This window comes from Tsukamurella serpentis (assembly GCF_054780975.1).
Map to the genome: position 1 here is coordinate 85,505 of NZ_BAAGVH010000005.1, position 13,312 is coordinate 98,816.

Genomic DNA, 13,312 nt, shown 5'->3' on the forward strand with positions numbered 1-13,312 from the left:
CCTCGACCACGAGGCCGGCCGGTTTCGTCGCTCGAAGTGCGTCATTCGCCGCGCAGGAGGCCCTTCGCGACGTGGGTCACCTGGATCTCGTTGCTGCCCGCGTAGATCATCAGCGACTTCGCATCCCGCGCGAGCTGCTCGACCCGGTACTCGGCCATGTAGCCGTTCCCGCCGAACAACTGCACCGCCTCCATCGCGACCTCGGTCGCAGCGCGGGAACTGTAGAGCTTCATCGCCGAGGCCTGAGCGAGTGTCGGCGGCTTGCCCGCGCGGGCGGCCTCGAGAGCGGTGAACAACATGTTCTGCACATTGATCCGGGCGACCTCCATCTCGGCGAGTTTGAGCTGGATGAGCTGGAACTTCCCGATCTCCTGCCCCCACAGCGTTCGTGAGCGTGCGTAGTCGATCGACAGGCGCTGCGCCTCGTTGATGATGCCCAGCGCGAGAGCGGCGATGCCGATCCGCTCCGCGGTGAAACCCGCCTTCGCCGAGGCGCCTCCGCCACCCGGGGCCTCCTCGGTCTCGCCGAGCAGCCGGTCCGCTCCGATCCGCACATCGTCGAAGAACAGCTCACCGGTGGGTGAACTCATCATGCCCATCTTCTTGAAGGCCTGGCCCTGGGTGAGTCCTTCCATGCCCTTGTCCAGCACGAAGGTGAGCACCTTGCGATCGCGCACCGGGGTGCCGTCACCCTCGTCGAGTTTGGCGAAGACCACGATCGTGTCGGCGTCCGGGCCGTTGGTGATGAACGTCTTCTGACCCTTGAGGATGTAACCGCCCGAGCCGTCGCGGCGGACCGTCGTCTTCATGCCACCCAGAGCGTCGGAGCCGCTGTCCGGTTCGGTGATCGCCCACGCTCCGACCTTCTCCATGGTCACGAGTTCCGGTAGCCAACGCTTCTTCTGCGCCAGTGTGCCGCGGGACTTGATCGTGGAGACGGTCAGTCCCATGCTCACCCCCATCGACCCGATCAGGCCCAGGCTCACGCCCGCCATCTCGACGTTGAGGATCAGGAACATCGACGATCCCAGGGTGCTCGACCCGGACGCCGTCGGCTTCTCCCCCGCCTCCTCGGCGGCCAGATCCGCCTCGAGCTTCTCGCGGTTGTCCTGGTCGATGCCGAAGGTCTTGAGCATCTTGCGAATGATGTCGTACGGCGGCAGCGCACCGGTCTCCAACTGGTCGACGTGGGGGCGCACCTCCTTGTCGATGAACGCGCGCAACGCGTCCCGCACCATGAGGTCTTCCTCCGACCACTCGAACACCACAGCCTCCTCGGGTAGAACACGTTCTATACATGTTCCATCCTCGCACCCCTCGCCCACGCCGGTGCCCGAACTCCGGAAAACCCTTGACCTCAACGATGGTCGAGGAAATAGCGTTCCGGACATGGAGAAGTACAGCGACGAACAAATCCTCCAGCAGCCGATCGGGTACTGGTCCACGATGGCAGGACGCGCCGTCGTCACCTTCATCCGCGCAAGACTGAGAACGCACGGCCTCACCCAACCGCAGTGGTGGGTGCTCAACTACATAGCCGACCGACCGGACGGGGTCACGGTGAAAGAGGTGGTCGACTACCACCTCGGTTTCGTCGACACCGACGACTCCTTGCACCCGGACACCCTTGCACTGGTGACCACCGGTTTGCTTCGCGAGCAGGACCGGGCGCTGACGATCACCGAAGCCGGCGCCCAGCGACGCGAGCAGGCATGGACCGACATCCGGAAAGCGCTGGCGACGATCCGTGCAGGTGTCTCGGACCAGGACTACATCTGCACGATCCGCTCACTGCAACGGATGATCGAGAACGTCGGCGAGACCGCATGGCACGCCTGAGTCAATTGACTTTACGTTCCAGGCCCTCCCAGAACGGTGCGCGGAGTACGAACTTCTGGATCTTCCCGGTCGCGGTGCGGGGCAGCGATTCGACGAAGTCGATCCGCTTCGGGCACTTGTAGCCGGCGAGGTGCTCGCGGGTGTGCGCGATGAGGTCGTCCGCGCTCACCCCGTCGGCGACGACGATCGCAGTGACCAGTTCGCCCCACTTCTCATCCGGAATGCCGATCACAGCGACCTCGCGGACCGAGGGGTGCAGGCTCAACGCGTCCTCGACCTCGATGGAGGTAACGTTCTCGCCGCCGGAGATGATCACGTCCTTCTTGCGGTCGGCGATGGTCAGGTAGCCCCCGTCGAACGTGCCGCGGTCTCCGGTGTGGAACCAGTCACCGTCGAGCGCGGCGGCGGTCTCGGTGGGCTTGTTCCAGTACGCGGTGAGAGCGTGGTTGGTCCGGGTGAGGATCTCGCCGTCGTCGTCGACCCGGAGCGTCACGCCGAGCGCGGGGCTGCCGGCCCGGCCGAGGCGCCGGGCCACCTCCATCGGGTCGTCGCCCGCCCATTCCGACCGTTCCCGGTTGACGGTGAGCAGCGGCGAGGTCTCGGTGAGCCCGTAGATCTGGATGAACTCCCAGCCGAGCTCGAACCGGACGCGGTGGATCACGCGGGTGGGCGGCGGAGCTCCGGCGCAGATCACCCGGACTGTACCGCTGCCGGGTATCGGCCCGTCCCACTCCGCGGCGGCGTCCAGCGCGGCGGTGAGAACCGCGGGCGCGGCGCACATGATGCTCACCCCGTGATCACGGACTCGGCGCAGGATCTCGCCACCGTCGACCTTGCGGAGCACCACGTGCTTGATCCCGACCCCGGTCGCGGCGAAGGGCATCCCCCAGCCGTTCGCGTGGAACATCGGCAGGGTGTGCAGCAGCACGTCGTTGTCGGTCAAAGCCACGTGCAGACCGAAGACGGTGGCGTTGAGCCACAGGTTCCGGTGGGTGAGTTGCACGCCCTTGGGCCGGGCGGTGGTCCCCGAGGTGTAATTGATGGTGGCGGTGGCGTTCTCGTCGCCCTGCCACGGCTGCGGGTCCGCCGCTGCGCCGGCCGTCCCGAAGATCGCCTCGTCGTCCCTGCCGAGGATGAAGACGTGTTCGGCGGTGACGGTCTCGGCGAGGTGCTCGAGTTCGGGATCGAGGAGCAGTACCTCGGCGCCGGAATCGGAGACGATGTACTCGACCTCGGCGGGCGCCAGCCGGAAGTTGACCGGGACCAGGATCCGGCCCCAGCCGCAGACACCGAAGAACGAGGTCAGCAGGCGCGCGGAGTTCTGGGACACGATCGCGACGCGGCCGCCGACCGGCACACCCAACTCGTCGAGGCGCGCTGCCTGGCCGCGGGCCAGAGCCGCCATCTCGGCGTAGGTCTTCTCACCCCAGGACGGGGCCGGCTGGTCCGGCTCGTCCACCATGCCGATCCGGTCGGGGTAGACCAGTTCCGCCCGGTCCAGAAAGTCACGCACACCCAGATTCACGAACATGCGGCCAGATTATGGGCCGCATGTCCGATCCCGGGGCGAGTCGGCGAAAACAGTGCGCTAGACCGTGAAACCCAGGGCGCGCAATTGCTCACGACCATCGTCGGTGATCTTGTCCGGGCCCCACGGGGGCATCCAGACCCAATTGATCTTGGCGTCGGTCGCCAGGCCCGAGGAGACCAGAGCCGAGCGGGTCTGGTCCTCGATCACGTCGGTCAGCGGGCAGGCCGCCGAGGTGAGGGTCATGTCGATGGTGACCGCGGCATCGTCGTCGACGCGCAGGTCGTAGACCAGCCCCAGATCGACCACGTTGATCCCGAGCTCGGGATCGACCACATCACGCATGGCCTCCTCGACGTCGTCGAGGGTCGGGAGATTCAGGTTCTCGGCGGTCGCCTGCTCGGCCGCAGGCGGGGCCGGGCTCTCCGCGGCGTCCTCGGTGGTGTTCTCGCTCATGCCGTCTTCTCCTTACGAGTCGATGATCTGGGCCAGCGCGTCCTTGAACGCCATCCAGCCGAGCAGTGCGCACTTCACGCGCGCCGGGTACTTCGAGACGCCGACGAAAGCGATACCGTCGCCGATCAGGTCCTCGTCACCGTCGAGCTGCCCTCGCGACTGCAGCATCTCGGTGTACGACTGCACCATCTTCAGGGCCTCGCCGACGGAGACACCGATCACCTGATCGGTGAGCACCGAGGTCGAGGCCTGCGAGATCGAGCAGCCCTGGCCGTCGTAGGAGACATCGGTGACGGTCTGCTGATCGTCGGACAGCTGCACCCGCAGCGTCACCTCGTCACCACACGTGGGGTTGACGTGGTGCACCTGCGCCCCGAAGGGCTCCCGGAGCCCACGGTGGTGCGGGTGCTTGTAGTGATCCAGGATCACGTCCTGGTACATCTGCTCCATGCGCATCAGATCGCTCCGAAGAACTTCTGGGCCTTGACGATCGCAGCGGCCAGCGCATCGACCTCGTCGAGCGTGTTGTACACGCCGAACGAGGCGCGCGCGGTGGCCGCGACGCCGAACCGGCGGTGCAGCGGCCACGCGCAGTGATGGCCGACGCGGATCGCCACGCCCTCGTCGTCGAGGATCTGCCCGAGGTCGTGGGCGTGAACACCGTCGACCACGAACGACACGGCGCTACCGCGTTGCTGATCGTCGGCCGGACCGATGATCGTGAGGCCGTCGATCTGCGTGAGCGCGCGGAGCGCGGCACCGACCAGTGCGTGCTCGTGTGCGGCCACCTCGGGCATGCCGAGCCCGGCCAGGTACTTCACTGCCGCGCCGAGTCCCACGACCTGCGAAGTCATCGGGACGCCGGCCTCGAAACGCTGGGGCGGGGCGGCGAACGTCGAGCCCTCCATCGTGACGGTCTCGATCATCGATCCACCGCTGATGAACGGCGGCAACTGCGCGAGCAGCTCCCGCTTGCCGTACAGCACCCCCACACCGGACGGCGCGTACATCTTGTGCCCGGAGAACGCGGCGAAATCGACGTCGAGGGCGGCGAAGTCCACCGGGGTGTGCGGCACGGACTGGCACGCGTCGAGCACCACCACGGCGCCGACGGTGCGGGCCCGTGCCACCAGCTCGGGCACCGGCGCCATCGCACCGGTCACGTTGGAGGCGTGCGTGAACGCGACGATCTTCACCGTCTCGTCGAGATCGAGGGAGTCGAGGTCGATGCGTCCGTCGTCGGTGACACCGAACCACTTGAGGGTCGCGCCGGTGCGCCGGCACAGTTCCTGCCAGGGCACCAGGTTCGCGTGGTGTTCGAGCTCGGTGACCACCACGGTGTCGCCCTCGCCGAGGCGACGGCCACCCAGTACGGCGGCCGAGCGGTCGTCGCCGAGGGTGTACGCCACCAGGTTCAGTGACTCGGTGGCGTTCTTGGTGAACACCAGCTCGTCCGGAGCGACGCGCACGAACTCGGCGATCGCCGCCCGGGCGTCCTCGTATGCGTCGGTGGCCTCCTCCGCCAGCTGATGCGCGCCGCGGTGCACGGCGGCGTTGCTGGTGGTGAGGAAGTGGCGTTCGGCGTCGAGAACCTGCAACGGGCGTTGCGAGGTGGCCCCCGAGTCCAGGTAGACCAGGGGCTTGTCGTCGCGGACGGTGCGCGCGAGGATCGGGAAGTCGGCGCGGATCGCGTCGACGTCCAGCCCCGGCTTCACCGAAGTGGTCATGCTCCGGTACCGGCCGCCACGCCCTGGGTGAACCGCACGTAGCCGTTCTCCTCCAGCTCGTCGGCCAGCTCCGGGCCGCCGGACTCGACGATCTTGCCGCCCACGAAGACGTGCACGAACTCGGGATGGATGTAGCGCAGGATGCGGGTGTAGTGGGTGATCAGCAGGATGCCGCCGTGCTCGCGCTCGGCGTACCGGTTCACGCCCTCGGAGACCACGCGCAGCGCGTCGACGTCGAGACCGGAATCGGTCTCGTCGAGGACCGCGAACTTGGGCTTGAGCAGGCCGAGCTGCAGGATCTCGTGGCGCTTCTTCTCGCCGCCGGAGAATCCCTCGTTGACCGAGCGCTCACCGAACTGGGGGTCGATGTCGAGTTCGCCCATCGCCTGCTTGACCTCCTTGACCCAGTGCCGCAGCTTCGGGGCCTCGCCACGGACCGCAGTGGCGGCCGAGCGCAGGAAGTTGGACGTGGACACTCCCGGCACCTCGACCGGGTACTGCATCGCGAGGAACAGGCCGGCACGGGCGCGCTCGTCGACGGTCATGTCCAGCACGTCCTGGCCGTCCAGGGTGATCGATCCCTGGGTGACCTCGTACTTGGGGTGGCCGGCGATGGCGTAGCTCAGAGTGGACTTGCCGGAGCCGTTGGGACCCATGATGGCGTGCGTCTCACCGGAGTTGATGGTCAGATCGACACCCTTGAGGATCTGGATCGGCTCGGCGTTCTCGTCCGCCTGCACCACGTTGACGTGCAGGTCACGGATTTCCAAGGTAGACACGGTGATTCCTTATCAGTTCGAGATGCTAGACGCCGGCTGTGGCGAGTTCGTTTTCGATGGCCGCGGAGAGCCGCTCCCGCAGTTCGGGGACCGAGATCCGGTCGATCAGCTCCTGGAAGAACCCGCGCACCACCAGGCGGCGGGCCTCGTCCTCGGGGATGCCGCGCGAGCGCAGGTAGAACAGCTGCTCGTCGTCGAACCGGCCGGTGGCGCTGGCGTGACCGGCACCGGCGATCTCGCCGGTCTCGATCTCCAGGTTCGGCACCGAATCGGCGCGGGCACCGTCGGTGAGCACCAGGTTGCGGTTGAGCTCGAAGGTGTCGGTGCCCTCGGCCTCCGCGCGGATGAGGACGTCGCCCACCCAGACGGTGTGCGCATCCGGCAGCTTCGAGGCGGGATCGCCCTGCAGTGCGCCCTTGTAGACGACGTTGGACTTGCAGTTGGGCACCGCGTGGTCGACCAGCAGGCGCTGCTCCAGGTGCTGGCCGGCGTCGGCGAAGTAGAGACCGAACATCTCGGCGTTGCCGCCGGGACCGTCGAACTGAACGCGCGGGGTCATCCGGACCAGATCGCCGCCGAGCTGCACCGCGAAGTGCCGTACCTGCGCGTCACGGCCGACTCGTACGTGGTGCTGGGTGACCCACACGGCGTCGTCGGCGAAGTCCTGCGCGTCGATGATCTGCAGCGAGGCGCCGTCGCCGAGGATGATCTCGACGTTCTCGGCCACGGTTCCCGATCCGGTGTGATCGAGTACGACCACGGCGCGCGCGTGCCGCTCCAGGCGGATCTGCACGTGGGCGAAGGCGGTGCTGCCCTCCCCGGGTCCGGTGATCGTCAGGAAGACCGGTTCCGCGACCTCGGTCTCCTTGGCCACGGTGAGCACAGCGGCCTCGGTCATCGAGGTGAACGCCTGCGCGGCGACCCGATCGAAGGGGGCGCCCGCCTCACCCAACCGAGCATCCCCCTTGGCGATGGTCTCGAGAACCACGCCGTCGGGGGTGCTCTCAGCGGTGATGGCGACGGTGCCGTCGGCCCGGGCGGTGCCGTCGTGCAGGCCACGGAGCCGGCGCAGCGGGGTGAACCGCCAGGCCTCGTCGCGGTGACTGGGCACCTCGAAGGCGGCGGCGTCGAAGGACGTGAACAGCTCGCCCTTGTTGGCCACCGGGTGGGCCTCGACGGCCTCGCTGACGGGGTTCGCTACTGCGTCAGTCACTAGCCCACCGACCCTTCCATCTGCAGCTCGATCAGGCGGTTGAGCTCGAGCGCGTACTCCATCGGCAGTTCCTTGGCGATCGGCTCGACGAAACCGCGCACCACCATGGCCATCGCCTCGTCCTCGGTGAGGCCGCGGCTCATCAGGTAGAACAGCTGGTCGTCGGAGACCTTGGAGACGGTGGCCTCATGGCCCATGGTCACGTCGTCCTCGCGGATGTCCACGTACGGGTACGTGTCCGAACGGGAGATGGTGTCCACCAGCAGGGCATCGCACTTGACCGTGGACTTGCTGCCGTGGGCGCCCTTGTTGATCTGGATCAGACCGCGGTAACTGGCGCGGCCGCCGCCGCGGGCGACCGACTTGCTGACGATGTTGCTGGAGGTGTTCGGCGCGAAGTGCACCATCTTCGAGCCGGTGTCCTGGTGCTGGCCCTCGCCGGCGAAGGCGACCGAGAGCACCTCGCCCTTGGCGTGCTCGCCCATCATCCACACGGCCGGGTACTTCATGGTGACCTTGGAGCCGATGTTGCCGTCGATCCACTCCATGGTGGCGCCGGCCTCGGCCTTGGCCCGCTTGGTGACCAGGTTGTAGACGTTGCTCGACCAGTTCTGGATGGTGGTGTAGCGGCAGCGGCCGCCCTTCTTCACGATGATCTCGACCACCGCGGAGTGCAGGGAGTCCGACTTGTAGATCGGCGCGGTGCAGCCCTCGACGTAGTGCACGTAGGCGTCCTCGTCGACGATGATCAGGGTGCGCTCGAACTGGCCCATGTTCTCGGTGTTGATCCGGAAGTAGGCCTGCAGCGGGATGTCCACGTGCACGCCCGGGGGCACGTAGATGAACGAGCCGCCGGACCAGACCGCGGTGTTCAGCGCGGAGAACTTGTTGTCACCAGCGGGGATGACCGAGCCGAAGTACTCCTCGAAGAGCTCCGGATGCTCCCGCAGGCCGGTGTCGGTGTCCATGAAGATGACACCCTTCTCCTCCAGGTCGGCCCGGATGGAGTGGTACACCACCTCGGACTCGTACTGCGCGGCGACACCGGCCACCAGACGCTGCTTCTCCGCCTCGGGGATGCCGAGCTTGTCGTAGGTGTTCTTGATGTCCTCGGGCAGGTCCTCCCAGCTCTCGGCCTGCCGCTCCGACGAACGCACGAAGTACTTGATGTTGTCGAAGTCGATGCCGTCGAGATCACTGCCCCAGGTGGGCATCGGCTTCTTGTCGAAGATCGCGAGCGCCTTGAGCCGCTGCTGCAGCATCCACTCCGACTCGTTCTTCTTGCTCGAGATGTCCGCGACCACCGCCTCGGACAGACCGCGCTGCGCCGAGGCGCCGGCGGCATCGGAATCGTGCCATCCGTAGCCGTAATTGCCCAGGGAGGCGATCGTCTCCTCCTGGGTCAGCGGGCCGTTCTCGACGGTAGTCATCGAAGCTCCTTCACGGGTGTTGCTCGCGGTACCACGCGCTCCAGGGGCACATGGGTGGTGCATGCGCGGTCACCATTGGCGATGGTGGCCAGACGCTGTACGTGAGTCCCCAAGACCTGTTCGATCGCCGAGATCTCGGCCTCGCACAGTTCGGGGAACTCGGCTGCGACCTCCGGCACCGGGCAGTGGTGCTGGCAGATCTGAACGCCGTTACCCACCTCACGGGCATCGGCTGAGAATCCGGCGTCCGAAAGGGCCGCCGCGATCCTACGGGCCCCGTCGGCCGGGTCCTCGGTGGGTTCGGTGCGCACACCGATGGCCTGTTCCGCCCGACGGCGGGCGAAGGCGCGGACCGCCTCGTCGCCTCCGACCTCACGCAGGGCCCGCAGCGCGTCCACAGCGAGGACGTCGTAGCCCTGAGCCAGGCGCCGGCGGCCGGACGGGGTGAGCAGGAACTCCTTCGCCGGCCGTCCGCGGCCGCGGACGGCTGCGGACGGTGCGGACACCGAGGTGACCTCCCCGGCCTCAGCGAGGTTGTCCAAGTGGCGACGGACGGCGGTAGTGGTGATTCCGAGGGCCTCGCCGATCGCGGCGGCGGTGGCCTGACCTCGTTTCATGAGCAGCGCGACCACCGCGTCGCGGGTGTCCCCGTCACGCTGGTGATCGTGCTGGTCGTTTTTCACAACACGATTGTTTCGTAAATCGATCAGCGATTCCAGCAAGGTCAGGCTAAGCTACGCCGCTACCAGCCCGGACCCGGCCGGCATCGTCGGCGCACCGTCTACGCTTGCGGACGTGCGCGTAACCGACCGTCTCCCCACCCCCGTGCGCACGTTCGCGGACTTCCTCGGATTGACCAAGCCCGACGGTCCCGAACCCACGGGTGCGCAACCCTCCCGCGGCGCGGTCAGTCGCCTGCACGACGACGAACAGCAGTTCCCCGACCTCACGGACGACGAGAAGCGCACCGTCCGCAGGATCGCCGCCTTCGGCGGGGTCGGTGCCGCCCTGATCGCCTTCGGCGCCCTCGGCATCGGATCGTTCCCCGTGGTGCAGAACCCGATCGCCGGACGGCGCCTGCTGGGCCTGATGTTCCGCATGCAATCCACCGCCCTGACCGTGGCGATCGTGGGCACCGCGATGCTGATGATCGCCTGGGTGCTGCTGCGCCGGTACACCATCGGCTATCTCAATCCGCACGTGCACACCGAACCCGCGCCGCCGCGCCGGCTCACCCGCCGCGGCTTCGACCGGATCCTCGCGCTGTGGGTCCTCCCCTTCCTGTTCGCTCCCCCGATGTTCAGCAAGGACGTCTACTCGTACCTGGCGCAGTCCGAGATCACCGCACGCGGGCTGGACCCGTACCGGATCGGGCCCGCCGAGGCCCTGGGCATCGACCACGTCTTCACCCGCTCGGTTCCCAACATCTGGCGCGACACCCCGGCGCCGTACGGACCGCTGTTCCTCTACCTCGGTCGCGGAATCACGTGGCTGACCGGCGAGAACGTGGTCGCGGGCGTGGTGCTGCACCGCGCATTGGCACTGGCCGGAGTAGCGATGATCGTCTGGGCCCTGCCGCGGCTCGCGCGACGGTGCGGGGTGAACGAGGTCGCCGCACTGTGGCTGGGCGCGGCGAATCCGCTGCTGATCTTCCATCTGATCGCCGGTATCCACAACGAGGCGCTGATGCTGGGCCTGATGCTGGTCGGCATGGAGTGGTCGTTGCGCGCGATCGGCTCCGGGAACCGCTTCCTCGACGGGATCAAACCCACCGCGACCGCCGGCCTCCTACTCGCCGGCGCCGCGGTGATCGCCCTGTCCGGCCTGATCAAGATCACCTCGGTCCTGGCCCTCGGCTTCATCGGCATGGCGCTGGCGCGGCGCCTCGGTGGCAGCTTCCCGGACATCGGCGGCCGGATCCGCGAATGGCGTACCGCGCTCTCGGCGATCCGGCCCACTGCCGGCCGCACCGTCCTCGCGCTCGCCGCATCCGCCGCACTCCTGGCGACCGTTCTGGTGATCGTGGTGATCGTGGTCTGCCAGGTCACGGGCCTCGGCTACGGCTGGCTCGACGCCGGCACCCTCGGTACCGCCAACAAGGTGCGCTCCTGGCTGTCCATCCCGACGGTGCTCGGACTGGCCGCCGGGCAGGTCGGCGTGCTCCTCGGCCTCGGCGATCACACCACGGCGGTCCTGGCCATCACCCGCCCGATCGCGGCCGCACTGGCCGCGCTGATCGTGCTGCGGATGCTGATCGCGACCCTGTCCGGCCGGATCCACGCGGTCGGGGCGCTGGGCATCTCGATGGCCGCGCTGGTCCTGCTGTTCCCGGTGGTGCAGCCCTGGTACCTGCTGTGGGCCGTGGTGCCGCTGGCCGCATGGGCCACCGCTCCCGGATTCCGTCTCGCCGCAGTGATCGTCTCCAGTGTGATCTCGGTGATGCTGATGCCCAACGGCGGCGAGATCGAGCCGTACGTGATCGCCAAGGCCGGAATCTCGGCGGTGGTGATCGTCGCGATGGCGCTGTACCTCACCTTCGAGCTGCCCCGCGACCGCGAGCGGCGCCGCCAGGCCGCCCGAGTACGCTGACCTCCCGTGCCCGCACTGTCCGCGACCTCGGTGACCAAACGGTTCGGCGACCTCGTCGCCGTCGACGGACTCGACCTCACCGTCGAGCGGGGCAGCGTTCTCGCGCTGCTCGGACCGAACGGCGCCGGCAAGACCACCACCGTGGAACTGTGCGAGGGCTTCGACTCCCCCGATTCCGGCACCGTCGAAGTGCTCGGAATGAACCCGGTCACCGACGCCGCCCGGCTCAAGCCACGGATCGGCGTGATGCTGCAGGGCGGCGGCGCCTACCCCGGAGCGAAAGCCGGCGAGATGCTGCGCCTGGTGGCCGCGTATGCGGCGAATCCGCTGGACCCGGATTGGCTGCTGAACACGCTGGGACTGAACGACGTGGTCTCCGTCAGCTACCGGCGCCTCTCCGGCGGCCAGCAACAACGGTTGGCACTGGCCTGCGCGCTGGTCGGTCGGCCCGAGTTCGTCTTTCTGGACGAACCCACCGCCGGCCTGGACGCGCAATCACGGCTACTGGTGTGGGACCTGGTCTCGGCACTGCGCCGGGACGGCGTCACCGTCCTGCTCACCACGCACCTGCTGGACGAGGCCGAGGCCCTCGCCGACCGGGTCGTCATCATCGATCGGGGCCGGACGGTGGCCGACGGCACCCCCGATGAGCTCACCCGGGCGGGCGCGGAGCACGAACTGAGGGTGACCGCACCGTCGGGACTGGACGCCGGCGCGCTGACCACCCGGCTCGGCAGCGGTTTCACCGTGACCGTGGAGACCCTCGACCCCGGACGGTCGACGTACCTGATCCGCGGCGCCGAGGTGACGCCTGCGGTGATCGCCGAGACTGCGGCCCACCTCGCCGCGCAGGGCGCGCTGATCTCGGATCTGCGGGTGGGTACCCGCAGCCTGCAGGACGTCTTCCTGGACCTGACCGGCCGCGATCTGAGGGGATGAGATGAGCATCGACACCCGGTTCCGCGCGGGGACCTTCGCGCCGGCGCCCGGCGCCGCCGCCCCGGCCCGGATGCTCGCCGCGCAGACGCGCCTGGAACTGACCCTGCTGCTGCGCAACGGCGAGCAACTGCTCTTGACCATGTTCATCCCGATCGCCCTACTGATCGGGCTGACGGTGCTCCCGATCGGTGGGGAGTCCACCCGGATCGGAACCCTGGTCCCGGCGATCATGGCGGTGGCGGTGATGTCCACCGCGTTCACCGGGCAGGCCATCGCCGTCGGCTTCGACCGGAGGTACGGGGCGCTCAAACGCCTCGGCGCGACTCCACTGCCGCGCTGGGGCGTGATCGCGGGCAAGAACCTGGCCGTCCTGATCGTGGTGGCCCTGCAATCGGTGGTGATCGGCGGAATCGGCCTGGTGCTGGGCTGGCGCCCGGATCCAGTGGGCCTGCTGCTGTGGCTGCCCGCGCTGCTCCTGGGGGTGTTCGCGTTCGCCTCGCTGGGACTGTTGCTGGGCGGCACCCTCAAAGCGGAGGTGGTGCTGGCGGTGGCGAATCTGCTGTGGTTCGTGCTCGGCGCGATCGGCTCCCTGGTGGTGGCGGCCCGGCACGTGCCCGAGGCCATGGTGTGGCTGGCGCGGTCGGTCCCGTCGGGCGCGCTGACCGAGGCGCTGATCCGCGCGGGTGAGTCCGGCACCGTCGACTGGTTCGGTCTGGCCGTGCTGGCGGCCTGGGGCGTACTCGGGTCCGCGGCGGCGGTCCGGCTGTTCCGATTCACCGGCTGACTGCTACAGCCCGTAGTAGCCTTCGGCG

Annotated in this window: 13 protein-coding genes; 4 read left to right on the forward strand and 9 right to left on the reverse strand. The window is 68.1% G+C overall.

Translation table 11 applies throughout. The annotated features are described in order from the left end of the window. Positions 1 to 41: 41 nt before the first annotated feature. Positions 42 to 1,265 (reverse strand): acyl-CoA dehydrogenase family protein, encoded by a 1,224-nt coding sequence (locus ACYVHG_RS13470; RefSeq protein ID WP_461167975.1) that lies wholly within the window; start codon positions 1,263 to 1,265, stop codon positions 42 to 44. A 124-nt stretch (positions 1,266 to 1,389) separates the two neighbouring features. On the opposite strand from ACYVHG_RS13470, the gene ACYVHG_RS13475 reads away from it, so the two are divergent. Beyond that, complete coding sequence (locus ACYVHG_RS13475; RefSeq protein WP_461167976.1) at positions 1,390 to 1,839, forward strand: MarR family winged helix-turn-helix transcriptional regulator; 450 nt, start codon at positions 1,390 to 1,392, stop codon at positions 1,837 to 1,839. Position 1,840: 1 nt separating this feature from the next. Here ACYVHG_RS13475 and ACYVHG_RS13480 read toward each other — a convergent pair whose 3' ends face one another. From ACYVHG_RS13480 to ACYVHG_RS13515, 8 genes are read right to left on the reverse strand one after another with little or no spacing between them, the layout of a single operon-like run. After that, positions 1,841 to 3,370 carry an AMP-binding protein gene (locus ACYVHG_RS13480; protein WP_461167977.1) on the reverse strand — a complete coding sequence of 510 codons (1,530 nt, stop codon included), beginning with the start codon at positions 3,368 to 3,370 and terminating at the stop codon, positions 1,841 to 1,843. Between the two features lie 57 nt (positions 3,371 to 3,427). Next, positions 3,428 to 3,823, reverse strand: coding sequence for a metal-sulfur cluster assembly factor (locus tag ACYVHG_RS13485; RefSeq protein WP_461167978.1), 396 nt, complete (start codon positions 3,821 to 3,823; stop codon positions 3,428 to 3,430). 12 nt (positions 3,824 to 3,835) lie between these two features. Continuing rightward, positions 3,836 to 4,279, reverse strand: coding sequence for a Fe-S cluster assembly sulfur transfer protein SufU (gene sufU, locus ACYVHG_RS13490; RefSeq protein WP_461167979.1), 444 nt, complete (start codon positions 4,277 to 4,279; stop codon positions 3,836 to 3,838). Further along, positions 4,279 to 5,550, reverse strand: coding sequence for a cysteine desulfurase (locus ACYVHG_RS13495; RefSeq protein ID WP_461167980.1), 1,272 nt, complete (start codon positions 5,548 to 5,550; stop codon positions 4,279 to 4,281). Before ACYVHG_RS13495 ends, sufU begins: the two co-directional genes overlap by 1 nt. Next, the gene (sufC, locus tag ACYVHG_RS13500) at positions 5,547 to 6,329 is read right to left on the reverse strand and encodes a Fe-S cluster assembly ATPase SufC (protein ID WP_461167981.1); all 783 of its coding nucleotides are present in this window, start codon (positions 6,327 to 6,329) and stop codon (positions 5,547 to 5,549) included. The genes ACYVHG_RS13495 and sufC overlap by 4 nt, the downstream gene beginning before the upstream one ends. A 25-nt stretch (positions 6,330 to 6,354) precedes the next feature. Then, entirely contained in the window at positions 6,355 to 7,542 is a 1,188-nt protein-coding gene (sufD, locus tag ACYVHG_RS13505) for a Fe-S cluster assembly protein SufD (protein ID WP_461167982.1), read from the reverse strand. Then, the gene (gene sufB / locus ACYVHG_RS13510) at positions 7,542 to 8,972 is read right to left on the reverse strand and encodes a Fe-S cluster assembly protein SufB (RefSeq protein ID WP_461167983.1); all 1,431 of its coding nucleotides are present in this window, start codon (positions 8,970 to 8,972) and stop codon (positions 7,542 to 7,544) included. Before sufB ends, sufD begins: the two co-directional genes overlap by 1 nt. Next, positions 8,969 to 9,655, reverse strand: a complete 687-nt coding sequence (locus ACYVHG_RS13515) for a helix-turn-helix transcriptional regulator (protein ID WP_461167984.1) — start codon at positions 9,653 to 9,655, stop codon at positions 8,969 to 8,971. Before ACYVHG_RS13515 ends, sufB begins: the two co-directional genes overlap by 4 nt. 142 nt (positions 9,656 to 9,797) lie before the next feature. On the opposite strand from ACYVHG_RS13515, the gene mptB reads away from it, so the two are divergent. From mptB to ACYVHG_RS13530, 3 genes are read left to right on the forward strand one after another with little or no spacing between them, the layout of a single operon-like run. After that, positions 9,798 to 11,561, forward strand: coding sequence for a polyprenol phosphomannose-dependent alpha 1,6 mannosyltransferase MptB (mptB, locus tag ACYVHG_RS13520; protein ID WP_461168024.1), 1,764 nt, complete (start codon positions 9,798 to 9,800; stop codon positions 11,559 to 11,561). 6 nt (positions 11,562 to 11,567) lie between these two features. Continuing rightward, complete coding sequence (locus ACYVHG_RS13525; protein WP_461167985.1) at positions 11,568 to 12,500, forward strand: ABC transporter ATP-binding protein; 933 nt, start codon at positions 11,568 to 11,570, stop codon at positions 12,498 to 12,500. Position 12,501: 1 nt separating this feature from the next. Further along, a complete protein-coding gene (locus ACYVHG_RS13530) occupies positions 12,502 to 13,284 on the forward strand; it encodes an ABC transporter permease (protein ID WP_461167986.1) in 783 nt (260 codons plus the stop codon). The last annotated feature ends 28 nt before the right edge of the window (positions 13,285 to 13,312 follow it).